This is a genomic window from Fodinibius halophilus (assembly GCF_011059105.1).
Classification (GTDB): domain Bacteria; phylum Bacteroidota; class Rhodothermia; order Balneolales; family Balneolaceae; genus Fodinibius; species Fodinibius halophilus.
This window is the reverse complement of sequence record NZ_JAALLS010000001.1, coordinates 1-24614: the sequence shown is the minus strand read 5'-3', so window position 1 is coordinate 24614 and position 24614 is coordinate 1. Positions and strand designations below refer to the sequence as shown.

21 protein-coding genes are annotated in these 24614 nt (G+C 44.6%); 9 read left to right on the top strand and 12 right to left on the bottom strand.

Going from position 1 to position 24614, the window contains the following annotated elements:
- Positions 1-17: 17 nt before the first annotated feature.
- Both G3569_RS00105 and G3569_RS00100 read right to left on the bottom strand, forming a co-directional pair.
- Complete coding sequence (locus G3569_RS00105) at positions 18-1037, bottom strand: threonine aldolase family protein (RefSeq protein WP_165264825.1); 1020 nt, start codon at positions 1035-1037, stop codon at positions 18-20.
- A 53-nt stretch (positions 1038-1090) separates the two neighbouring features.
- On the bottom strand, positions 1091-2077 hold the full coding sequence (locus G3569_RS00100) for a threonine ammonia-lyase (protein WP_165264823.1): 987 nt from the start codon (positions 2075-2077) through the stop codon (positions 1091-1093).
- 225 nt (positions 2078-2302) lie between these two features.
- Here G3569_RS00100 and G3569_RS00095 point away from each other — a divergent pair, with 225 nt between their 5' ends.
- Complete coding sequence (locus tag G3569_RS00095) at positions 2303-2623, top strand: hypothetical protein (protein ID WP_165264821.1); 321 nt, start codon at positions 2303-2305, stop codon at positions 2621-2623.
- 128 nt (positions 2624-2751) lie between these two features.
- Here the strand turns inward: G3569_RS00095 and G3569_RS00090 are convergent, their stop codons facing one another.
- On the bottom strand, positions 2752-3597 hold the full coding sequence (locus G3569_RS00090) for a 3-hydroxyacyl-CoA dehydrogenase family protein (RefSeq protein WP_165265405.1): 846 nt from the start codon (positions 3595-3597) through the stop codon (positions 2752-2754).
- A 211-nt stretch (positions 3598-3808) separates the two neighbouring features.
- On the opposite strand from G3569_RS00090, the gene G3569_RS00085 reads away from it, so the two are divergent.
- The 5 genes from G3569_RS00085 to G3569_RS00065 all read left to right on the top strand — a co-directional run bounded on the left by G3569_RS00085 (position 3809) and on the right by G3569_RS00065 (position 11079).
- A complete protein-coding gene (locus tag G3569_RS00085) occupies positions 3809-6256 on the top strand; it encodes a penicillin acylase family protein (protein ID WP_165264819.1) in 2448 nt (815 codons plus the stop codon).
- A 90-nt stretch (positions 6257-6346) separates the two neighbouring features.
- Positions 6347-9310 (top strand): serine hydrolase domain-containing protein, encoded by a 2964-nt coding sequence (locus G3569_RS00080; RefSeq protein ID WP_165264817.1) that lies wholly within the window; start codon positions 6347-6349, stop codon positions 9308-9310.
- Entirely contained in the window at positions 9310-10014 is a 705-nt protein-coding gene (locus G3569_RS00075; protein WP_165264815.1) for a cytidine deaminase, read from the top strand. The genes G3569_RS00080 and G3569_RS00075 overlap by 1 nt, the downstream gene beginning before the upstream one ends.
- Positions 10015-10034: 20 nt before the next feature.
- A complete protein-coding gene (locus G3569_RS00070) occupies positions 10035-10700 on the top strand; it encodes a hypothetical protein (protein WP_165264813.1) in 666 nt (221 codons plus the stop codon).
- Positions 10701-10896: 196 nt separating this feature from the next.
- Entirely contained in the window at positions 10897-11079 is a 183-nt protein-coding gene (locus G3569_RS00065) for a histone H1 (protein WP_165264811.1), read from the top strand.
- 145 nt (positions 11080-11224) lie between these two features.
- On the opposite strand, the gene G3569_RS00060 is transcribed toward G3569_RS00065, so the two are convergent.
- The 3 genes from G3569_RS00060 to G3569_RS00050 all read right to left on the bottom strand — a co-directional run bounded on the left by G3569_RS00060 (position 11225) and on the right by G3569_RS00050 (position 12719).
- Positions 11225-11542, bottom strand: a complete 318-nt coding sequence (locus G3569_RS00060; RefSeq protein ID WP_165264809.1) for a hypothetical protein — start codon at positions 11540-11542, stop codon at positions 11225-11227.
- A 170-nt stretch (positions 11543-11712) separates the two neighbouring features.
- Complete coding sequence (locus G3569_RS00055) at positions 11713-12075, bottom strand: STAS domain-containing protein (protein WP_165264807.1); 363 nt, start codon at positions 12073-12075, stop codon at positions 11713-11715.
- A gap of 215 nt (positions 12076-12290) precedes the next feature.
- The gene (locus G3569_RS00050) at positions 12291-12719 is read right to left on the bottom strand and encodes a hypothetical protein (RefSeq protein WP_165264805.1); all 429 of its coding nucleotides are present in this window, start codon (positions 12717-12719) and stop codon (positions 12291-12293) included.
- A 278-nt stretch (positions 12720-12997) separates the two neighbouring features.
- Here G3569_RS00050 and G3569_RS00045 point away from each other — a divergent pair, with 278 nt between their 5' ends.
- Positions 12998-14032 (top strand): hotdog domain-containing protein, encoded by a 1035-nt coding sequence (locus tag G3569_RS00045; protein WP_165264803.1) that lies wholly within the window; start codon positions 12998-13000, stop codon positions 14030-14032.
- A 3-nt stretch (positions 14033-14035) separates the two neighbouring features.
- Here the strand turns inward: G3569_RS00045 and G3569_RS00040 are convergent, their stop codons facing one another.
- The 5 genes from G3569_RS00040 to G3569_RS00020 all read right to left on the bottom strand — a co-directional run bounded on the left by G3569_RS00040 (position 14036) and on the right by G3569_RS00020 (position 19885).
- On the bottom strand, positions 14036-14275 hold the full coding sequence (locus G3569_RS00040; protein WP_205719954.1) for a ferredoxin: 240 nt from the start codon (positions 14273-14275) through the stop codon (positions 14036-14038).
- Entirely contained in the window at positions 14254-15525 is a 1272-nt protein-coding gene (locus G3569_RS00035) for a peptidase U32 family protein (RefSeq protein WP_165264801.1), read from the bottom strand. The genes G3569_RS00040 and G3569_RS00035 overlap by 22 nt, the downstream gene beginning before the upstream one ends.
- A gap of 1399 nt (positions 15526-16924) precedes the next feature.
- Positions 16925-18013, bottom strand: coding sequence for an NAD(P)/FAD-dependent oxidoreductase (locus G3569_RS00030; RefSeq protein WP_165264799.1), 1089 nt, complete (start codon positions 18011-18013; stop codon positions 16925-16927).
- 172 nt (positions 18014-18185) lie between these two features.
- On the bottom strand, positions 18186-18932 hold the full coding sequence (locus G3569_RS00025; protein ID WP_165264797.1) for a DUF2249 domain-containing protein: 747 nt from the start codon (positions 18930-18932) through the stop codon (positions 18186-18188).
- A 233-nt stretch (positions 18933-19165) separates the two neighbouring features.
- Positions 19166-19885 (bottom strand): SDR family oxidoreductase, encoded by a 720-nt coding sequence (locus tag G3569_RS00020; protein WP_165264795.1) that lies wholly within the window; start codon positions 19883-19885, stop codon positions 19166-19168.
- Between the two features lie 212 nt (positions 19886-20097).
- On the opposite strand from G3569_RS00020, the gene G3569_RS00015 reads away from it, so the two are divergent.
- Positions 20098-22533 carry a TonB-dependent receptor gene (locus G3569_RS00015; RefSeq protein ID WP_165264793.1) on the top strand — a complete coding sequence of 812 codons (2436 nt, stop codon included), beginning with the start codon at positions 20098-20100 and terminating at the stop codon, positions 22531-22533.
- Between the two features lie 99 nt (positions 22534-22632).
- A complete protein-coding gene (locus G3569_RS00010) occupies positions 22633-23070 on the top strand; it encodes a DUF4920 domain-containing protein (RefSeq protein ID WP_165264791.1) in 438 nt (145 codons plus the stop codon).
- Between the two features lie 615 nt (positions 23071-23685).
- Here G3569_RS00010 and G3569_RS00005 read toward each other — a convergent pair.
- A complete protein-coding gene (locus G3569_RS00005) occupies positions 23686-24186 on the bottom strand; it encodes a MepB family protein (RefSeq protein WP_165264789.1) in 501 nt (166 codons plus the stop codon).
- Between the last annotated feature and the right edge of the window lie 428 nt (positions 24187-24614).

Genomic DNA, 24614 nt, shown 5'->3' with positions numbered 1-24614 from the left:
TGTTATCCTACCGTCGTTTAGGAAAATTGCTCTTTGAAGGTCGCCTTCACTTTTTCCAGATCCTCATCCGTAACCTGAAAATGAAAAGTAGCCCTGAGCGTTTGCGGGCCAAAAGGGACAATTCGGACGCCTTCTTCTTCCAGGACTGGAATAACTGATTCAGCAGTTCCCTCCTTTACATCGAAAATGAGAATATTTGTCTCCACCGACTCGATATCTATAGCAAGCTGACTACAATTATCAATGGTCCGGGCCAGCTCCTTAGCCCGCCGGTGATCCTCCTCTAGCAGAGGATAGTGATATTCTATGGCGTGGTCTGCCGCAGCGGCTAAGAGCCCGATTTGGCGCATCCCCCCGCCCCACATTTTTCGCATTCTACGGGCAGTGTTAATATTTTTTTGGGATGATAAAACCATCGACCCAACAGGTGCCCCAAGCCCTTTGCTAAAGCAGACCGATAATGTATCAGCAATCGAACTGTAGAATTGGGGATCCGTTCCGGTTGCCGTCATAGCATTCCAGAGTCGCGCTCCATCCAAATGGACTTTTAAATCATTAGTATCTGCGAATTCACGAATTTCATTGAGCTCGTCTTCTGTGTAACAACACCCGCCTCCCTTATTAGTGGTATTTTCCAGTGAAATAACCTTGGTATTGGGATCCCAATCATGAGTTCCCCTTACATTATCGTTCAACAGCTCAACAGAAAGTTTGCCCCTATGCCCTTCCAACGTTTTCAGCAATACCGAAGAAAGATGAGCGGCTGCCGTGGATTCATAATTGAAAATGTGCCCCGTCTTATCAATTAGTACTTCATCACCTTGGTTGGTAAGTACATTGAGACTCAACTGGTTTGCCATGGTACCGCTTGGTACAAAAAGGCCGGCCTCAAACCCAAACAGCGATGCTACTTTTTGCTCCAGGTTATTTACGGTGGGGTCTTCTCCAAATACATCATCCCCGACCTCGGCTTCTACCATTGCCTCACGCATTTCAGTTGTCGGGGTGGTTACGGTATCACTTCTGAGATCAATCATTATACTTTCTTTTTTACCTATCAATTATTTCAAAGTCGTTTTAAGATGACCGGTTATTTGGTATTATCCAATATGGTCTGAAAACTTTGGGTATCAATATTTGTACCACAGACGATAATCCCTACCTTTTTCCCTTCAATTTTATCGGCCAATGGACCTGCTGCCGCTGCCAATGCCGATGCTCCCGCGGGTTCTACAGCCAGCTTCAACTCCTCAAACATGGTCCGCATCATCTGAGCCATCTTTAGATCCGTTATTGTTACTACCTCATCTACAAACCGCTTACAAAGGCCAAAGCTATAGGGAGCAGCATGGGGTGCCCCGAGGCTTGCTGCAATAGTATCCACCTTTTCAATCTCTACCGGTTGTCCCGCCTCCAGACTTTTACTCATACTGTCGGCGCCCACCGGTTCTACGCCATAAACGGCACAATCTTCTATCGTCTGCTTAATTGCTGTTGCGATACCGGCACAAAGCCCACCGCCGCCAATAGGTACGATTACAGCATCCAGGTTGGGACATTCTTGCTGTAACTCTAACCCTACGGTTGCAGTCCCCAGGGCTGTTTTTTCTCCTTCAAAGGGATGGATGAAGGTGCGCTGTTCCTCCTCTTCAATCTCTTTCACTCTCTTAAAAGCAATGTGCACGTCATCAACAAGCTCAACAACCGCGCCATGCGATTTACATCGGTCTATCCGAAACTGGTTTGCGGTTTGGGGCATCACCACTTTAGCCGTAGTCCCCACCGACTGGGCAGCATAGGCAACGGCGATAGCGTGATTGCCGGCACTTACTGCTGTAACTCCTTTTTCCAGCTGTTCATCAGAAAGATCCAGCATATTCATCAAGGCACCCCGGGGTTTAAAGCTACCGGCATACTGGAAAAGCTCAAGCTTTAAGTACGCTTGTGTACCTTTCCCCAGAAATCGTTCTTTAACATCCCCTTTCCACTGCCATACGGGTGTGCGCCGGACCCGGTTTCCTAACCGTTCACGAGCTTGTTCAATCTGACGTGGGGTCGGTATCTGGATTGTTTCCATGGCTAAAACTAGCTTAATCTAAATTAGGGTGAATAAGTCTTGAAATAATAAGAATATCAGAGAAATGGAAGCAGGGCAAAATATTTTTACAGCTCACCTTATGATTATTTCTCAATCCCATTCCATAGCAATTTGGCACGAGCGATAAGCTCGCACTACTATTTACAAAAAGCCGATTCATTTCATTATTATTAGTTTATAGCAAACATCCATCAAGTTTATAAAATGAATAGTGACCATTTAAAAATCAACGAATCCGAACACCAACGAGTTCCAACTCTCGGTGAGCGTATAGGCCATTCCGTTACCGCATTGGTTCTTGGTTTTATACTGATCAATATTATTGCATTCTGGATGTTTCCCGGTATTGGTATTGGGGGATTCTACCTCTTGGCAGAGGTTCACTCATATACGGCTATCGTCAGTAATATAGCAACAGTATTCGTTTATACCTTCTTGATACTTTGTTGTGTTTTGGGATGGTTTCGGGGAAAATTTTTTGTTGACCGCCTCAAATCGTATATCAGCTATTGGCGATTTTGGTAGTACCAAGTAAGTGGCTTTTTGATAAGCTATTAAACTATTAGAATCAATACCTAAACAGAAGTAAAAACCCCCGAACTCAACAGAGCCCGAGGGTTAAATTAATCCAACAATTGAGAGCAAAAAATTACCTAGTGCTCATAAAACCCTTCTCCTGTTTTATCACCCAACTTACCGGCATCAACCATTTTAACCAGTAAGGGACAAGGACGATATTTGGGATCTTTAAACCCTTCATGCAGAACATTGAGAATATCCAGGCATACATCAAGGCCAATAAAATCAGCCAGACGTAATGGGCCCATAGGATGTGCCATCCCCAGCTTCATCACGGAATCTACATCTTCGGGCTCCGCAACGCCTTCATATACACAGTAGATCGCCTCATTAATCATCGGCATCAGCACGCGGTTCGATACAAAACCGGGATAGTCGGCCACTTCTACAGGATTCTTATTCAGTAATTTCGCTGTCTCCTCAATCGTATCAACAGTCTCTTGGTTGGTATCAAGGCCGCGAACAATTTCCACCAGCTTCATTACCGGTACCGGATTGAAAAAGTGCATCCCGATAAATTGCTCGGGGCGTGAAGTAGTTGCAGCAAGCTTTGTAATCGAAATAGAAGAGGTATTTGAGGCAAGAATGGCATCTTCCGGGGCGGCCTTATCAACATCAGAAAATACATTCTTTTTGAGCTCAAAATTTTCAGGTACCGCCTCAACAACCAGATCTACATCTTTAACCCCATCAACAGTACTGGTGTGCGTTTCAATATTTTCGAGGGTTTCCACTTTTTGCGCTGAATCGATCTTCTCTTTGTTAACCATTCGATCCAGGTTTTTCTCAATGGTTGCCAGCGCTTTATCAGCCAGCTCCTGGTTCATCTCGATAAGATTAACAGAGGTGCCATTCATGGCGAATACATGGCAGATGCCATTACCCATGGTGCCACCGCCAATAACTGCTACTTTTTTAATATCCATAAATATATTGCGTTCATTATGATTTCATGTTTTTCTTTTGCTATAAGAGAGTATCGAAATTCTTGGGCTTTTTCAACGTAATTACACTTCGATTTTAACTTCACTTATTTCTCAATACCTACTTCGACACAAGCTGTTAACTACGCTATAGATTAATTACTATGTTTGCTACATTCTTGGGTGACTATCAATAATATCAGCTACTATGAAAACAATCTTTCGTGCTCTACTCTTCATCTTAATTCTCATCTTGGGAATTGGCGGCATTGCCATATACTGGACGTTCTATCGCCCCCTCCCTGATTACCAATCAACCGTAGAGCAACCGGCCCTTGAACAAGAAGTGGATATCCATTGGGATTCTCACGGCGTTCCCCATATTTATGCTGACAACAAACACGATCTTTACTATAGCCTCGGCTATGTGCATGCCCAAGACCGTCTTTGGCAGATGACTTTATCTCAGCTGGCTGCCGAAGGGCGTTTTGCAGAATTCTTGGGTAAAGATCTGTTACCATATGATAAATTACAGCGCACCATAGGCTTCTGGCGTATTGCCAAAAAGATCGAGACCACACTGGCAGATTCTACCCGACAACAGCTGCAAGCCTATGCTGATGGGGTAAACAATTACATTAAAACCCATCCTAAAAGTTTACCGATACAGTTTACCCTGGCGGATATGGAACCTATTCAGTGGACAATAACCCATTCGATCGCTTTGGCGAGACTAATGGCCTGGGAGCTGAACCTGGCATGGAAATCCGAGCTAACATATGCCTACCTGGCCCAAAACCTGAGTTCACGAAAGTTTGCCGACCTACTCCCAAACAGTAACCTTACAGCCCAACATATTCCCCGAGACACTACTCATCAGTGGGCTAAAGCACTATTCCCCCTTGTAAATAAAAATGAGCAGTTGAATCAACTTATGGGTACCGAAGGCAGCTCCGTGGGCAGTAATGCATGGGCGGTAAGTGCCCAAAAATCGGCCACCGACTATCCACTATTGGCAGGCGACCCTCATTTGGGTCTTAACATGCCCGGGAAATGGTACGAAGCTCATCTGCATACAGGTGGGCAAAACCTCTCCGGGGCAACCTTGGCAGGAGCACCTATTGTAATACTGGGACAGAACGATCAGCTGGCATGGTCACTAACCAATATCATGCTTGATGATACCGACTTCTTTCAGGAAGCCATGCATCCTAAAAATCCCGATAAATACCTGCTTGATACCCTAGCCGGCGAACCCATTTATGAAAAGTTTGAGACTCAACAAGAAGTGATAAAAATAAAAAATGACGATGACACCCTGTTCACACGTCGGCTTACCCAACATGGACCGGTCATTTCTGAGGTTTTCCCGGAGCAGAAATATATTGATGATCGCGTTATTACTATGCGTTGGACCGGTCAGGAGATCACCAATGAAATTGAAGCACTCTTTACCATGAACTGGGCAACAAACTTTGAGGAGTTCCAACGGGGAGCCCAAGACTTTAAAGTTCCGGGGCAACATTTTATATATGCCGATACTGCCGGCAATATAGCACGCCTTGCCCTGGCAAATATTCCAATACGAAATGAAAGTCCACTGCTGCTTCGTGAAGGCTGGAAGCCGGACCAAGACTGGCAAGGCTTTGTACCTTATGATGAGCTGCCATCCAATATTAACCCGGATCGAGGCTGGGTTGCCAACGCAAACAATCCCCCGACTGGAAAAGAATATCCCCATTACATCTCGATCTACTGGGAGCCCGACGCCCGATACGACCGCATCCGGCAGTACCTAAACCAAGATATTTCGTTCTCGGCAGAAGCCTTTCAGCAGATGCAAAATGATTCGTACTCACTCTATGCTCAAGAGATTACCAAGATTATTCTTCCTGTACTAAAAGGAAGTGAGAAGTACGACTTCAGTACCGTCATATCATACCTCGAAAACTGGGACTACTCCTATGAACCCTCAGAAACAGCGGCATCAATAATGGATGTGTTTTTGTTACGGTTAAGCCGAAATACCTATGAAGATGAAATGACGGCTCCCGTCTATAAAAACTTTGTTAAATTTTCTGCATTGCCAGAACGCTCTATTCTTTACCTATTGCGTAATCGAAGTCCCTTTTTTGATGATATAAATACTAAAGATACTACCGAGACAGCTGAACAGCTAATCACCAAAAGTATGAACCAGACTGTTCAATTTCTGAAGCGAGAGTTCGGTGATGAACCTTTCGAGTGGCGCTGGGAACAGCTACATACCATTACCTTAGAACCCTCCTTGTTTGGGCGCGCCGCCGATGCCCCCAATGCCCCTGCAACCCTTAAACTAATCGTCGATAACTTGCTAAGTATCGGTCCCCATGCTGTTCGCGGCCATGATATGACCATCAATAATGGGGAATACAGCTGGAATGATCCTTTTGAGATGATTTTAGGTCCCTCTATCCGGCGGGTGGTCGATTTCTCTGATATGACTCGTACCATGTCTATACTGCCCACCGGACAATCGGGGAATCCGTTGTCAGAATATTATGGTGATCAAACCGAAAGTTGGCTCAATGGCCAGTATAAATTTTTGTATCAAGACAGTACCATACTGGACGAAAGCCAGTATAAAACAATGAAACTTATTCCCGGTAACCAGTGATACAAGAAGAAGCGGGAAATACGTTGATTCACTTTACGCTTTCAGCTATGTTGTCCTCAATATGTAATACAACTACCTAATTTTTATCGAATGATGTCCGAACTATTATATCCCAAGCGCTATTCATTTAGCTATGCTATCACAATTCTGATTGTTGGTGCTCTTTTCATCCAAACATGCTCGCATAGCCAAAATGTCACCTCCGAATCCAAAGACGGTATTGAGCAGTCCAGCGTGCTCAGCAACATCGATACCATCAATAAATCGAAACAGAAACAGCTGCCTCCTAAAGACGTTATAGATAATGGCACTATTGATGTTGATTCACTGCTTAATACCCTTAGCCTTGAAGAAAAAATCGGGCAGTTATTCTTTATTCGTGCTTACGGATACTTTAAAAGTGATGACGATGCCCGGTACCAACAATTAATCCGCCAAATTCAAAATTACCATATTGGCGGACTCATCTTTTTCAATGGAGATATATACGGACAAACCATTCTCACCAATAAACTGCAACGGTACAGTGAAATTCCCCTTTGGATTACCCAAGATATGGAATACGGTGCTGCTATGCGTGTGGATGGGGCAACGCGCTTTCCACCAGCTATGGCTGTATCCGCCACTCAGAACCCCAAATATGCCTACTGGGCGGGTAAAATTACAGCCCGCGAAGCCAAGGCCCTGGGCGTCAATCAAATTTTTGCTCCCGTCCTCGACGTCAACAACAACCCCGATAATCCGGTTATTAACGTACGATCTTACTCCGGGGATCCCGATACAGTGGCGAAGTATGGGAACCATTTTATTAAAGGCGTGCAATCCGAAGGCATTATTTCTACAGCCAAACATTTTCCCGGTCATGGCGATACCGATACCGACTCTCATCTCTCGCTTCCCGTAATTACTTCTGATTTTGCCCGGCTTGATTCGGTAGAGCTGTTGCCGTTTCGCTCTGCCGTAGGAAATGGAATCAACAGCATCATGAGTGCCCATATTGCATTTCCCAATGTAAGTACCCAGCAAGATCTACCTGCCACAATGGATTCTACTGTTCTTAATCGTATTCTTATGGATAGCCTACAGTTTAATGGCATGGTTGTCACCGATGGCCTGGAAATGAAAGGAATCTCCAGCCATTTCTCCCCCGGTGAGGCCGTTATGAAAGCACTTAACGCCGGTGTGGATATGATGCTGCTTAGTCCTGATGAGCTGACAGCTATTAATGAAATTAAAATGGCGGTTCATTCGGGCAAGTTAAAGGAATCACGTATTGATCAATCGGTACGAAAGTTACTGCGATGGAAGAAACAGCATGGGCTCTTTCAACAACGAAAGATCGACATCAACAGCCTGAGCAGTAAAATAAACACACGGGACCATGAACTTATTTCGGATGAAATAAGTCGAAAGTCCCTAACCCTGCTCAAAAACAAGAACGATATCCTCCCTATCAGGGCATCTGAATTCCCAAAAATTACAGTTATTTCTGTTTCTGATGATAAATCAGGCAGTGCTGGTTCCGGGCTGGTATCCCAAATTAAAAATCACCACCCAGACGTTACTTCCCACGTACTTGACAAAAGAACCGGCAAAGCCGAGATGGATAAGATGCTGAAAGATGCCAAAGAGACCGATCTTTTGATCATTGGATCATTCATTTATGTACGATCAGCAAAGAAAGTACAGCTAAGCAAAGAACATCTCAGCTTTTTGAAAAAGCTTTACCAAGATACGCCGTCGGTACTGGTAGCTTTTGGTAATCCGTATGTAGTGCAAGATCTTGCTGATACCGACGTTCAATTGATGGCTTGGTCTGCAAATAGTGCACAGGTTAACAGTGCCGTCCCGGCCCTTTTCGGTGGTTCTGCAATCGACGGGCGTTTACCTATTGCAATACCTGGAATGTACCCGATGAACCATGGTATCAGCATGCCTCAAACGACGCTCCGAACCGATGTGCCGGAAGTAGCGGAGCTATCCCGCGACTCATTGCAAAAAGTTAAATCTATTATGAATGATGCCATCTTTGATTCTACTTTTCCCGGCGGTGTGGTTACGGTTGTAAAAGATGGCGTAGTTGCCTACCAGGAAGGCTTCGGTTATCAAACATATAAAAAATTAGAACCCATAAAAGAGAATGCAATATATGACCTGGCCTCCCTGACAAAAGTTACGGCAACGACCCCTGCTATTATGAAGCTGGTGGATACGGGCGTAATTTCCCTGAATGATAAAGTCGGAACATATATACCAGAATTTAAGAAGGGGCAGAAAAAGAGGGTTACCATCCGAAATTTACTGCTCCATAATTCCGGCCTCCCCGCATTTAGAGTATATATAGACTCTCTAAAATCAGAATCACGAATTATTGAGGCTGTCAAGAACGAACCACTTATTTACACTCCGGGCTCTAAATATGAGTACAGCGACCTTGGCTTTATCCTGCTCGGTAAAATTGTTGAACAAATTACCGGTATGCCGCTTAATAAATATGTGCAAAAGAAGCTCTATTATCCTTTGGGGATGAACGACACATTCTTTAATCCTAAACGAAAAAACCATTGGGTTAATAAACGGATTCCACCCACAGAAATAGATACCACCTATCGGATGAAAACGATAAAGGGAGAAGCGCATGATGAACGGGCTTATTACCTTGGAGGCGTAGCAGGGCATGCCGGGCTTTTTTCCACGGCTTCGAATCTGGCCATCTACTGCCAGATGTTACTCAATCAAGGTTCATATGCGGGCAAACAGTATCTGACCCCTGAGACTGTGAAAACATTTACTCGTCGACAATCGCCACAATTAAATCGCGGATACGGATTTGATCGCAAAAGTAATGATTTCAGTACCGCAGGATCGTTAACCAGTGATAAAACGTTTGGTCACACCGGCTTTACCGGTACCAGCTACTGGATTGATCCGGAACGCAAATTAGCCATTATCATATTAACGAATCGCACCTATCCACACCGCTCATATGGCAAAAATATCAGTAAGGTTCGAGCGCGTGTTGCAGATGCGGTGGTTTCATCAATTATTGAATAATGAATATTTCTGAGCTAACTGAACATTCGTATGTGCCCTACTCCGGAACCCCAAAATTCGCTGTTGCCAAAAGTAAAGAGGGACGCTATTTCCCGGGTTGTCGAATTGAAAATATTTCGTACCCGCTGAGCATAAGTGCCATACATAATGCCCTGTTTTGCTGTATCAGCGAAGGCAACACGCCCCAAGAAGTATGGGCTCCCCATACCGAAAAGTCGATGATCTCTTTTTGGAAAGAAGAATTTGGAGTTACCGTAACAACCCAAGAGCAAAGTAAATGGTCTGATGTTTCCTTTCCAAACCTGGCACTTCAGGAAGAGATCCCATTAGATAAAACATTAAAAAAGCTCTTGGACAAAGCTGTTGTCGGAGAATCCGACTTCCCCGTTGCGGCACTTCTTGAAACCGACATAGGCTTTTTTAGCGGTGTTAACATCGAGTGCAGCAGCTGGAGTATGGGATTATGCGCCGAGCGCGTTGCTATAGGTAAAGCAGTCACCTATGGAGCACAAAATTTTAAGCGGCTGCATATTCATACGCGGGATGGCGAGTTTAGCAGTCCCTGCGGATCTTGTCGACAGGTCATAGTGGAACATATGGCACAAAAACAGATTCACCTGCACCATGCCGACAACACCGAATCGGTTCATTTTGGCCACGATCTTTTGCCACACAGTTTTCGTTCTTCAACTCTTATTAAGTAATAAATTTTTATATCCATTTTATGCAGTATATCGCAGCACTTGATTATGATCACCTCGATAACGGCGTTTTCCTAACATCACTGGCGCAATCACTCTCTCAACAACAGGGCGATGAAAATATTCGCTCTATTATTGTACACGGCGACAGTGAGTATACGCAGCGTATTATCCAAACCGGGGTTATGAGCAAAGAAGCAAAAATTCGCAGTGTCAAAGATCTCAATAACAGGCTTGTAGCCCTTTTTGCCGATCAAGGGGTTTCAACAGTAGGAATCAACCCCAGCCAACGAAAGATGATCAGCCTGCAAGAAGATGAACTTTCTCTGGATCACTCCTTTATAAACTCATTGCCCAAACAGTCAGTACTATTGCTATCTACGCTTGTGCATGATTCGACATCCAACACGCCCACGGTTATTGATCTACCTGAACTGGTTTCTTTTTTAAAGGCCGAGTTGGATACCGATGAAGTTTTTCTGTTTTCAAAAGCGGATGAAGACGAAATTTTCACGAACGAAGAAATGCCCGAACAACTCCAATGGGATACCATGGAAACGACCTTTAGGCAAGAACGCATACCCGATGAATTTTCGCATTTTGAACAATCTGTGTGCCTAACCTCAGCCCGCGATTTCAATCAGCTACCTGATTTAAGCCACAGTATAGCTATAAAATCCTCTTTGTAAAATTGAGAGCTTATTAGTATGGAAATGTACTAATACACAAAAAAATCAGGAAAGACCTACCTAATATGTTAAAAAGGGGTTTTTTTACTTGACACGACACTTCCATATACCTAGATTCGACCATTCGATGTACAAAAGACAGCACATCGAAAAAAGTTTTTTAAATTTCAAACATTAATCAAACGGAGTTATTATAATGAGCCGATTCGATGAAATGAGCGAATTGTTAGATCAGCTAGAACCAGACATTAATAAGTTCTACGAGAAAGGAAATAAAGCCGCGGGTACCCGTGCGCGTAAAACTCTTCAGGCAATGAAGAAAAAAGCACAGGAGATCCGTATGGAGATCCAAGAGTGGAAAAATACTGGTAAGGTGTAAAGCCTACGATTTTTTTCGCAAAAGGGATGCTTCGTTAAGAAGTATCCCTTTTTTTATTCCTGCACCTCTTTTCTTGGGAATAAAAAAGCGGCCAGGGAATTGCTCCCCGAATCGCCTGATATCAAATATATGACTTGTGTAATCCTTAGTTTTCTGCATCAAGGAAATCTACAATAGCCTGCCAAACAGCCTTTAATTTTGTCTCTTCTTCGGCACTGTAAGAGTCCCCGTCTTTGGTAATTACTTCGCAAGAAGTCCCTTTAATAACGATGGTGTGTCCCATATCATTTTCGATTTTGACAACCACAGGCATCAGCCATTTCCAGGACTCGTGAAATTTCATGTCTTCCGGCTGTAAAAACGCCAGTGGAATATCTTTCACATCTTCCTGCTTAATTTTGATGGTACTGCCCATAATGCTTTCTATCAATCGGCTACCTTTGTTGATCTCTTCCTGTGTCATAAAAAAATATATTTGTTACTAATATTTCTGATCTATAATTGATTCCCCTAAATTTGAGCAAAATAGCATTGAGTTGAAAGTAATATTTATCCCTTTCAACCCTTTGAAATGCTTCGGGACAAATCGTTAGGGATTACCCCATACAACCACTTAATTCCCTAGCGTAAAGATTATTCTTCCTCTTTTACTCCCTCTTCTTGATAAGATTCTACAGCCTCTTCAACGGTGCGAAAGCTTTTAAAGACCGTTACCAACTTTGTAATCATTAATAAGCTCTCAATCCGCTGATTTGCACCGGCAATGCGCAGATCTCCGCCTGCATTTCGCATAGTTGTCATACCGCCGATAAGGATACCAAGCCCCGAGGAGTTCATGAATTTCACACTACTCAAATCAGCAACAATCTCTTTTTTGCCTTCATCAATGAGTTCATGCAGGTCCTCATTGAACTTCGTGGCATCAGGACCACCTCTTAAATTACCGCTAAACTCTATTACTACACAGTTATACCGTTCATCTATCGAATAATTCATATCAGCGAAGTCTCTTCATTAAGATTTATAAATTCCCGTCAACAGATGGATAATATAAAAGACTTAACGATTAATGCGAATTGGAGAGCAGATAGTAAAGTCACGATATAATTAGCGTGGTAATACAGTCGACGTTTTTACAGATCAGAGGAGGGGAAAGGTTCCCCGGCTGAGATACCAATCACATATCTCAGCCAAACAAGGGAAAACGGCCATTAGAACCAAACAGACCAAGGAATACGAGATAAGATAAATAGGAGTCCAAGACCATAAAAGATGAGAATCTTCTTATATGATGCCGCATCTTCGGTGGCCTTTTTTGCCTTGGAATAGCCGATGGTTATCAAAACAATACCCAGAATCATCATCAAGGGATGCTCCAGCATTAACAGTCGCGCCATAGAATCGCCCATGGCTTCGCCTGAAAAGTTTGAAAGCCCATTGGGAGATATAATATAAAGTACCAGCCCAACAAGCAGCTGAATATGTGCGACTATAAGCCCTACAAGTGCACTTTTACGCACGGTTTCGGTAAACGGCTTTTTATTGAGAAAGTTGACCAAGACATATCCAAATACCACAACTAAAATTGCCAGCACAAGATAGGCCAGCCCGGAATGCAAATGTTGAAATCCTGTATACATAAATCGATAAGTTTTAGGGAAAGTTATTTGAGCGGTTCAATAATAAGAAACTACCCAAGCAACGGAAACCCCAACATTTTTTAACGCCCCCCTTTGCTGTCCTTGTATCAGCAAAAAAACAAATTACCTCCTGTTGACTAATATTTTCCGCGTCTACATATTACAGCGAGTCCCACTTTCAAAAAAAGAACCCCAATAGTGACAACATTTTCTCTTTCTATCCGCTGACAAATTCCTATTTTTCAGCTGGATTTAAAACGTTAACAGAATCCCCGGATATGCGCCCCATTGATACTTCTATAAAAAGAACCCTTCCCTTCAGCAGCGACCTTGATCTCCGACGTCGATTTATGATCGTCGATAAAGATATTGTCGGTAATATGCGGTGGGGACGCCTTCTTGAGAAGCTCGACAAGCTGGCTGAAGATATCGCCTTGGAATATGTACATCAACATGAACCGGACGCCCGGGTCGTTACCGCTGCAGTAGATGATATTGCCCTGCACATCCCGGCCGAAATTACCAAGGATGTATATATGCGGGCACGTATTAACTATGTTGGCCGCACTTCTATGGAGGTGGGCATCAGAGTGGATCAAGACAAGAATGCAGAGCACTCGCTGGCTTCATGTTACTTTACCATGGTCACCCGTATTGGCGAAGGCGATGAGGCCGAAAGTTTACCCATTCCACCACTGGAATACGAAAGTCCCATTGAGAAAGAACGCTACGAAGCGGCTATAGAACGACGAAAATCCTACAAAGAGCAGATGGACGCCCTCCAGGAACCGCCCAGCAAGGAAGAGTTCCAGCACCTGCGAGAGTTACACCATGCCCAGGAAGAAAAAGATTTTGACGGTTTATTGGCCGGAAATCTGGTGAAGAGTAATATGGAGCGGATGTATCCCGATCACGAAAATGTGCCCAAGAAAATATTCGGGGGCTATGTTATTCGCCGGGCTTTTGAACTGGCCCTGATGCACGCCGAGGAGATTGCCCCCCATCGCCCGGTCTTTGTTCGGGTTAATCGCATCAACTTTCTGCAACCCATTCGCATTGGCGACAAGCTCGACTTTACCAGCCGTATCGTCTATACCGGCAATACTTCCATCAGCATAGAAATCAACATTGAACGCACCAGCCTTGATAAAGTGACCAAGGCCCTCTCAAACACCTGCGTATTTACTTTTGTGAATGTTGATGAGGATATGCAACCCCAACCGGTCCCCAAGGTCTATCCCACTACCTACGCCGAAGATGAGCGATACCTTAAAGCCCACCGGCGCCGAAAAGAGCATCTGGAATCCGAATAACCCTTAATCATTGATTCGAATAATATTCACCGGGCAGGCTTCGGCTGCACGCTCGTTATACTTACGCTCATATTCTCCCACCTCGGCCTGGTAAACCTGCCCCTTTTTCTTGCCGCCAATAAGCACGCACTTACCGTCGCGCTTCGACATCTGCCAGCGTTCGGGCCATGCCTCTACACAGTAATTGCAACCAATACATTTTGATCTGTAGATCGTAATCTTCATTCCGCTCGGTCCTCCCATAGATACACTTTATCTCCTTCACGAACCTCGGTATCAATTTTCAGGGTACACTCCTGTCCCTGCACTGCCTTTTCGGCCGGCTGGTCATCTACCCATATCGAGGCCACCTCCGGTTCGGCTACGCCTGTCTTTTTCCCAATGATTAAGATATCGTCATCCAGACTAAGCTCTTTGGTTTTTATGCGGATATGCGCCACTTCTGCCTTTGGATAATAATGCAGCACTTTACCGATAAAGGTTTTCTCTTTCTCAGCCGCAGAACCATGAACGTTGCTCCACTCCCCAAGGCGACGTCCCAGGTAGTAGCCGTCCCAAAATCCCCGGTTATACACTTTGCGGAGATCCTGCATCCACTGGTCCACCTTTTCCCGATTGTACTCACCATTCACCACCGCTTGCGCCGCCTCCCGGTAGCAGCGGGTTACTGTTTTCACATACTCCGGCGACCGGCCCCGGCCCTCCAACTTCAACACCTGTATGCCGGCATCCAACAGCTGATCTAGAAAGTCGATAGTACACAAATCTTTGGGCGACATGATATACTCATTGTCGATCTCCAGCTCATTGCCGTCATCATTGGTCACTTTATACGAGTGCCGGCAGTTCTGCTTGCAGGCCCCGCGATTGGCCGATGAATTATAGGCGTGCAGGCTCAGGTAACATTTCCCTGATACCGCCATACAAAGGGCGCCGTGGGCAAAGACTTCAATCTCTACCAGTTCGCCCGACGGACCGGTAATCTGCCGTTCCTCAATGCCTTCTACAATCTTTCGGACCTGTCCCAGGCTCAGCTCACGCGCCAACACCATCACATCGGCGAAGTGGCTGTAAAACTCTACCATCTCGATATTCGAGATATTCGCCTGCGTGGAGATATGTACCTCCACATCCTGTTTATAGGCATAGGATATAGCCGACTGATCGGCTGCAATTATCGCTGTAATACCGGCCTCTTTAGCAGCATCCACAATGCGACGCATCAACGGCAAATCGTGATCATAGAGTACGGTATTTAACGTCAGGTAGGTCTTTACGTCCTGTTCTTTGGTGAGAGACGCAATCTGCGGCAAGTCCTCGAGCGTAAAGTTGTTCGAGGCCCGAGCCCGCATATTGAGCTGTTCAATCCCAAAATAGACCGAGTCGGCCCCACCCTGTAGTGCTGCCCGAAATGATACCCAGCTGCCGGCCGGGGCCATTATTTCGGGATACCGGGTTTGGGTAGTTTTCTCAGATGTGGTAGATGTGCGCATGAATAATAGCTGTTATCCTTTGTCAGTAATTGGTATTACATTTTACGGGGAATCCAAATATAAAACATTTAAGAGTCTTTTGTATTAATTAGTTGTATTTTCTTTCTGTCTTTATCTACTGCTCCTCTGAAGGCTTAGCGAAATCCCTCGGTCAGCATTAGCTAGCCGTTACTTATAACTCCAAGGGAGTTGTACTCCCGTTGTTCTAGTTATGCCTTCGGTGAACGAGGTATCAGAATAACACAAACTGGATTTCTCCTTGATGTCGCTGTTTCCCCTGCAAACAGATGAGATTTTTCACCACCTTGCGGCGGTTCGAAATGACTTATAGGACATTAGCTGCTCTAGATTATAAAATTGACACCAGTACAAACAATGGGTAGCACGAGCATTCCGCTCGTGCATTAGACGTTATCATTTACATGGTACGTATAAGGGGCAAGATAATGTATCACGGTCATCCTTGACCGTATGTTAATTTGAACAAAGGCAGCTGATTTACGTTGCAAACTTGACACAGTATAATAATATTGGCAAAAACTGCCGATCATCCTCCGCCACTACGTCAAAACTTCGAGGCGCATAGCTGCTCCTCCTTTAGATTACACTACCGATCCTTCCACCAATAACACCATAAGGCATGCTATGACTTTTTCTTGCCCTATCAACGCCTGTCATTGCGAGGAGTGCCGTGGGTTATCGGGACGACGTGGCAATCTCCCAGAAACAATTAGTTGATGTGCAAAGGTTGCTCTTCAGATACTATGTGAGCTAAGAAAAGGAGACTGCCGCGGTCTTCCGAAAAATCGCCGGAATCCCTCGCAGTGACACTGCTTTTTTGAGATTTTTAAATTCTTGCACTTTGGATGCTACACGAATCTGGATAAGGAGATTACTTCGTCGGCCGATTTCTTCTACATAGAATGGGACACAGCGTAATAACATTGTTTTTTAAACTCATGAAATCGCGCAAGCGTCTCGCTTGTGCGATGAATCCCTTGGACAATCTGGTATTGCAGTTACCAATTACCATTTTAGGTTACCCACCACGTCTCGACTTTTGTCTGCGTGCCTTCTCGTGATGATACTGCTTCAAAACAACGGCCGTTAATGTTGCAGGAAGTAAAAAATGCCAAAACTAAGTTTCCCTCCCTAATTTTAAGGAGGGACCAAGGGCAGGTCAAAATAGCACGAGCGGGACGCTCGCGCTATTAGTGAGATGAAAGCGACTAACCTTCTACCAGCAGGCAGACAGGCTTTTTTTAAAGAATTCACGGAGAAAAGAAACTATATGAAATCGTAGCCGCGCTGGAAGCACGACCTACGTCCAAAAAAACTTACTCCATAGGGTCAACTGCACTGTCAAACTGATCACTGTAAACTGTAAAAATACCCTTGCTTAATCTTCAAACCGGCGGACATTCAACTCTTCAGGTATCTCTTCCCCATCAACAAGATGCTTCGTCAGCAGTGAGGCCACATGATGCGAAAACAGTAACCCTTTGGAGTTCATCCCGGTATAAATACAGAGCTGCTCCTGTTCAGGATGCCGCCCGATTACCGGCAGGCGGTTGGGGGTGGTCACGCGTACCCCGGCCATCTGTACCTGCTTTGTAAGCTTTGAAGAAATATCAGCAAACATGATATCGAGCTTACCCGCGATACGTTCATAAGCTTCTTCGGTGGTATCCAGGGAATCAAAATTGTGCTCATAGGTTGACCCCACAATCAGCTGTCGTTTGCCGCGCCGCATGCTGTATCCCTTGGCCGAAACCGCATGATCCCAAGCCAAATCCTCCTGAGCTTCAAACTGCACAATCTGTCCCTTTACGCCTTCCAGCGGCAGACCCGACCACTCCTCAAATTCGGGCGTACGATAACCAGCAGCAACAATCAGATGGTCTGCCGTGATCTCCTCCTCACCTACTTCGATAGTAAACTGTCCTGACGACGAGTTATAGCAGTAATCGGCCTCCTCGTACCTGCAGGTTACCCCCTGCTCACGCAGATATTTCCGATAGGTGTTCAGGTAGTTATCTACATAGACGGTATAACCGCATTCCAGGTAGAGTCCGCCGAGATTAGGAGCGATCTCGGGATTTAGCTCTTGAATCTCCTCTTCCCCCATCCAGCGTACCCAGCCCTCGGGCCAGTCGTATTTATCCAGTGCCTTTTTGAAATTCTTTGCCAGCTTTTCGTTGATTGCCGGACGAAGTACCCCGGTATCGGATATCAGATCATTGCATCCCGAATACTCAATTAGCGTTTCGATCTGATTGCGCAAAGCATCATAACAGGCCTTGCCATTCCAGCACAACTTTGCTCGCATGCCCGTTGCCGGGTTTACCAATCCCGCCGGCGGACCGGGTGCATTCTCGGACACATAGGGATCGACCAGTAAAACCCTCTTCCCTTTTTTGTTTAACTCATTGGCAATAGCCGTACCGCAAATTCCGGCCCCAAATACTGCTGCATAAAAATCACTCATAAATATTGTTCTACTATGTTAAAGAGTACTTGATAAATCCGTGCCTGACTCCGAGGCGGTTGTACCGCCGACGGCTTATACCTTTTAGCGGGAGTATAACTCCCTCAGAGCTGTTGCTTAGCAAATTTTGCAAAACCTATTAAAAGTACTGTTTAAATCTTACAGGGGAATCTTATTCTTCTGTTTTCATCACTTTTACCGTCCACTCTTTGGGCATGGTAGAAAGGTATTCCCACTTAAACGGATCCTCACTTTCAGCCTCCAGCTGGTAATACAGCGGCTTGGGGTCATGGTCATTGATAAACACAAAAGCCTCGCCCGGTGCCAGCTCATCAAAGGCATCAAACACCATATCATGACGTTTTGCCGGCGGGTATGGGCGCACATCAAATTTGTTGACTACCGTAATATCTCCGGCCGTACTGTCGCTTTCTTCCCGCTTCGTTACATGCACCACATATTCCCCGGGCAGATCTTTTTGATAGCTCCAATCGTATTCATCCTCAAATTTATTCTTGAAAATATTGCGAATCTCTTCCGGATCTTTATCGGCAATAATCTCCATGGTGTCTCCCTTCAGCATCATGCTGTAGCGGTGAAACACAGCATACTTCCCCTCTTTTTCGTCTGCTTCGCGCAAGTCCAACAGGGTTGATACCCCTTCGGTATCCCGCGCATCCGATGATTGCGTTCGCGTCACACGCACTTTCCACTCTTCGGGATCGCGCTGCAGGTATTCCCAGCCGACAACATCACCATAGATAGAACGGAACTCGTAATAGAGCGGCTTTGGATTGTGGTCATTGATAAAGACAAAGCTGTCTCCCACGGGTAACTCCTTAAAAAGCTTAAGCAACTTTTCGTGTCGCTTTATGGGGATCAGTGATCGTACATCTAGTTCTTCTTCTGTTTGCGGCATAACAATAGTTCATTTTAGGTTTAAGACAGGTCTCAATAAGGCGAACCTGCTTGTACATATGGTTTAATTTGTTATTAATTATAGATGGCTTTGTACTGGCATCCGTCAACCTATCTGTTAGCCCATTGTTAGAATCTGAAACCAACATTGGGCTTAATAATTTCCTGAGAAACCCATATTAGATGCTGAAACAAGTTCAGCATGACATGGATCGACTATCAAGTCATCTAGCATTATTTACTGCCTAGTTTTTTGGGATTCAGAGGCCGGATCGTCATATCACTAATCAGCATATTGTCCGGCGTCTTGAGCAGGTTGATGACCGTATTGGCCAGATCTTCGGGCTGCAGCATATTACCGTGAGACTCAATACCCGACTCTGCAAAAAAATCGGTTTCAATAGAACCGGGATTTACACAGCTGACTTTTATTCCCTCGTATCGCAACTCTTTAAACAGGGCCTCACTAAATCCGTTGATGCCAAATTTTGTGGCACAGTAGGCCGACATTTCGGGATTCCCCATGGTGCCCAGTATAGAGCCGATGTTGATAATATGACTGCTGGTTTTCTTGTCCTTCATCAGAGGCATTAGCGATCTCGTCAGGTAGAATACCCCACTTATATTTACTTCAATCATCTGCTCCCAACGTTCCACAGGCAGTGCATCGACAGCACCAAAAATGCCCGCTCCCGCATTATTTACCAGGATATCCGGGGCATTTCCCCGGGCAAATGTTTGTCCAATCCACTCTTCAATTGCCCCTTGGTCGGTGATATCCAGTGCCACCGGCGCAAAGTTCTGTCCCAGCTTCTTTTGCCTTTCATGAAGGGCGTCCAGATCTCGGCTTACTCCATATACCTCTGCCCCCTTTTCAATAAGTGCGGCAGCAATAGCGGATCCAAGTCCCCGACTCGCCCCGGTGACAATAGCAGTAGCGGAAGGTAATTTCATAAAATCTATTATTTCTGCATCAATTTATGTTCAAATCCCATTATGGATCCTCATTCTTCTTTTGGATCACAAGATATATTGCCCAGATGAAGATCGTATAAATATAAAAGACTATTTTGTCTTTTAATAACAGTAATTTATATTCAGTTTAAATAAGAATAGGCAGTATTCCTGCTTCAACATTATCATTAACTAATCACTATTACCAACTCATGTGCTTTAAAACTCATTATTTAACCTCAATTGCGATTTTCCTCTTTGGAATCTGTTCCCTTGGTTTTGCCCAAACAGGCACCGTAAGTGGAACAATACTTAATCAAGATGATCACCCCCTGCAGGGCGTTAACATCACCATTTCAAATTACAATCAAGGGACTACAACCGGCCCTTCAGGTGAATTTAACTTGGCCTTGCCGACCGGTACTCATCAACTTGTCATCTCATATATTGGTTATCAAAAAGCCGTTCAAGATATTACGATCTACAAAGATCAAGTTATAAATATTACCATTGAACTTGATGCTGAGGAATATGAACTGGGTGAAATAACGGTCAAAGATAATCCCAGCCTCACCCAAACATCCGTTGCAGCTGCGAGGGCAATCAGTTATAAGACGCCCGGCGGGGTCAATGTAACCGATATGCAAAAGCTTAACTCGCAACGTTCGCTCACGCTCAAAGATGCATTGGTGATGGAGCCCGGCGTTATCATCCAGGAGTTTTTTGGCAGTAACGACCAGCCGCGACTCAATATTCGCGGATCCGGCATCCAGAGTAATCCCCAGCAACGCGGCGTACAGCTTCTGCAAGATGGCATTAATATCAACCAGGCCGATGGTACGTATATAATTGGTTTATTGGATCCTCGTGCAGCAAATCATATTGAAGTACATCGTGGTTCTAATGCACTGGAGTACGGCACAGCTACTCTTGGCGGTGCGGTAAATATGATCTCCAAAAGTGGTTATAATGCCAGTCCCCTGCGCCTAAAACTGGAGGGTGGTCAGTACAAATATGCAGGCGGATCTCTTTCATCCGGTCACGTTTTTGGAAATACGGATCTTTATGCAGTAGTTTCTTACAATCGCTCTGATGGATATCGCACCTGGAACTCCAGTGAACGCCTGAATACTACTGTAAATGCGGGACACCAGTTCTCTGAAAATCTGGAATCACGTTTTTATTTCACCTTTACTGATATGTCATTCGACATTCCGGGTCCTCTTAATGCAGCTCAACTCAATGACGATGCCACTATCGTCAATCCGGGGGTTAATCCACCGGTAAGCATTGGTCCCAATGTAGTGCGCGATAAACCGGGACGAGCTTCTCAAGCATTTCGATTTGCTACGAAAACGAAATATCGCATTTCCAATAGTAGTGCATTCTCGGTATCAGCCTATTACCAACTTCTTGATGACACTTTTACCTATCCGATCACGGTGGGTATTAAAGATACTGATGGTAATGATGGTGGATTTCATGCAAAATACAATACCCGATTCAAGAACCATGAGTTGAAACTTGGATTATTTGGAAGCCTTGGCGACATGAATCGCCGTTACTATGCAAATATCGGTGGAAATAAAGGCAAGAAATATGCTGACAATGAGCTCCGGTCGGCCAATATTGGCGGTTTTGCCAGTCACCGCTATGCATTTTCGGATCGACTGTCCAGTATCCTGAGCGTGCAGTTTAGCCGAAATATTCGAAACAATACGGACAATTTTGCGACCCCCGATCAACGTCCCTTTTACATCGCGCCCAAACAGAAGTATGGGGTGTTCCAGGCCCCTGCCCGTACGCTAAACCAATCGTACTTAGGCTTCAACCCCAAGGTTGGGCTTATATACAAAACAACATCGGGCAACCGTTTTTATGCGAACGTCAGTCGCAGCTACGAACCCCCAACTTTTGATGAACTCATTAACGTTTCAGGCGGAAACCCCAACAAGAGCCCTAATAAGTTTGAAGCTAAGGAACTGGATGCCCAACGTGCTACCACTTTTGAGATAGGGTCACGAGGCCAATACAAACGATTGGCCTGGAGCGTCAGTCTCTACCGTTCGCATGTTTCGGATGAAATATTAACCACAACCGATCTATTTGGTATTTCCGGAACTACCCGTAACTCTCTTGATCGTACGATCCACCAAGGAATTGAAGCCGGCCTTAAAGCTACATTACTACAAAATATATTCACCGGTAACCAAGATCGTTTGATCTGGGAAGGCGTTTATAACTTCAGCGATTTCTATTTTGATGCCGGTCCGTACGAAGGCAATGCCATTGCAGGTATTCCAAAGCATTACATCAGCTCTTCAATGGAATACCGCCACCCTACCGGTGCGTTTTTGAATGTAAATGTAGAGTGGCTACCCGTGGATACCCCAACAGACCACAGAAATACGGTTAAACAGCAGAGTTATGCACTTTGGGGATTCCGGATGGGACTGCATTCTTCCAAATCGCTGAGCTTCTTTATAGAGGGCAAAAATGTGTTTGATACTACCTATGCCAGCAGTTACCTGATCCGGGATGTGGTTACCAATCCCCCGCCCAAACCCATTACTCCCGACCACGTTACGACCTTTATTCCCGGCACCGGACGTAATTTTATGGCGGGTTTCTGCTACTACATAAACTAATCATGTAATAAATATTTAAAGAATACCTGCCGGGTCTAAAGCAAGACGCCTGGCAGGTATATCTATATCCATTAACACAAGCTGAATACAACTATACTTATGAAATCACTTTTCAATTCTACTGCTAAGTATCTTTTAACGCTCTTTATCCTCTCACTCGGAATCACCTTTCAGCCTGCCGATGCCCAAAACAGCTGGCAGCAGTATGGCGAAGAAATAACAGCCACAAATGCACTTGATGCCAATGAAGCCATTTCGCAGTTCTCTAAAGATGGTAAAAAGCTTAAGGTACAAGGGACAATAACCGCTGTTTGCTCAATGAAAGGTTGCTGGGCAAGTTTTGTCACTGATAATGAGAAGACCATCAAGGTTAAATTCCGGAATCACAATTTTCTAATTCCCACTGAATCGGCCGGTCTCCGCATGACTGCCAAAGGAGTGGCCTTTAAAGATAAGGTAGATACGGATGCAGAAACAGGCTCCGAGGAAGCCTATGAATACCGCTTGGTAGCTGACGGGGTGTTGCTAGAGAAATAAAATGGGCCTACTGGTAATACCTCTTGGTCCTCACGCAAGCGAATGAGATTCATCCCCACCTAGCGGCGGTTTGAAATGACTTATGGCGTAGTTTCTGCTTGAAATTATAAAATTCTCCTCAACACAAACAGTAATAGCACAAGCGTCCGCTCGTGCTATAGATACTATGATTTGACATAGTACGTCTTAGGGGGGCAATATAATGTAACACGGTCATCCTTGACCGTATGTTAATCGGGACAAAGGCTCCTGCTCTAAATTGCAGGCTTGACCTCGTATAATAACATTCCTAAAAACTGCCAGCCATCCTCCTGCACCTCCTTCGGTTTCCGTTGACAGCCCCATCTGCGTTATAGCCGCAAGGAGGACTTTTCTTATCCTTTTAGAAACTTATTCAAACCTCGTCAAAGATCTTTCGACTTCGCGGTCCTGTGCTCGGGCTGACCCTACGTTTGATACCGTACGTAGAGTTTCCTTACCTATAGGGAGGGAGCAAGGGGCAATAGAGCACGAGCGAGACGCTCGCGCTATTGTTTTGGATATTATTTCTTTGCTCTCAACTTTTATCTCATTTGTGGTAGGCTATGGAATGAGGACATTAATACTACGGAATACTTAAAATGGCCGAATACCATATAACTCTTTCACTTTTTTAAAATCAGTCATCTCCCCTATTTCGTAAAAATAATTGAGTTGCCATTTTTGAGTTCGTTCCGCTTGTTTACTTTTAGGGATATCCCAAATCGGATAAACACGAATCCCCCTTTTGCCTTCTTTTTTGTTAGTAGTGATTACTCCTTTTTTAATCAGCACAGATTTAGGAAAAACAAATTGTCCGAACTTATGATCAGACTGTACATTCACTACAAAAAAATCAATTGGATCTACTTCATGAAAAGGTTCAATTGGGCCGTCTCCCTTTCGCTTCCAGAACGTTACAAATTGACCAGCTTTTTTGGGTGTTATTTTAGCAGTTCTGCTTAAAATATTGAGTTCGTTTAATTTGAATTGACAAGCGTCATAGGCTGCACTTTCTGTTTCAGTTTTAAAATCTGAAAGTGCCAGTCCGCACTTGTCGTAAATATTATTATTGATTGATTTCAGGTTGTCATTCATTGGCTCTATTCGAGGTATTAAAAATAGGTTTTATGGCAAATTTATATTGATTGATAAACCACTACCTTAGCATTCGCTATCTTATTTTGTCCACAAAGTGATAGCAAAGGAATATACAAAACCCATATAACTTCTGGGCAGAAAACTGCCAGCCATCCTCCGCCACTACGTTAAAACTTCAAGGCGCATAACTGCACCTCCTTCGATGTCCGTTAGTAGCTTTATCTTCGTTAAAGCCACAAGGACTTCTCCTTGCCTTTTAGCTCCTACGCGAACTAAGAAAAGGAGACTGGCGCGGTCTTCCGAAAATCGCCAGAATCCCTCGCAGTGACACTGCTTTTAAAAGTTGTTTTTTTAATCGGGGGTCTGGTCCCGAAGGCTTTCGGGATAGCTTTCCCCCAGCGAAGTCCTACGAAGCTATAGCGCAG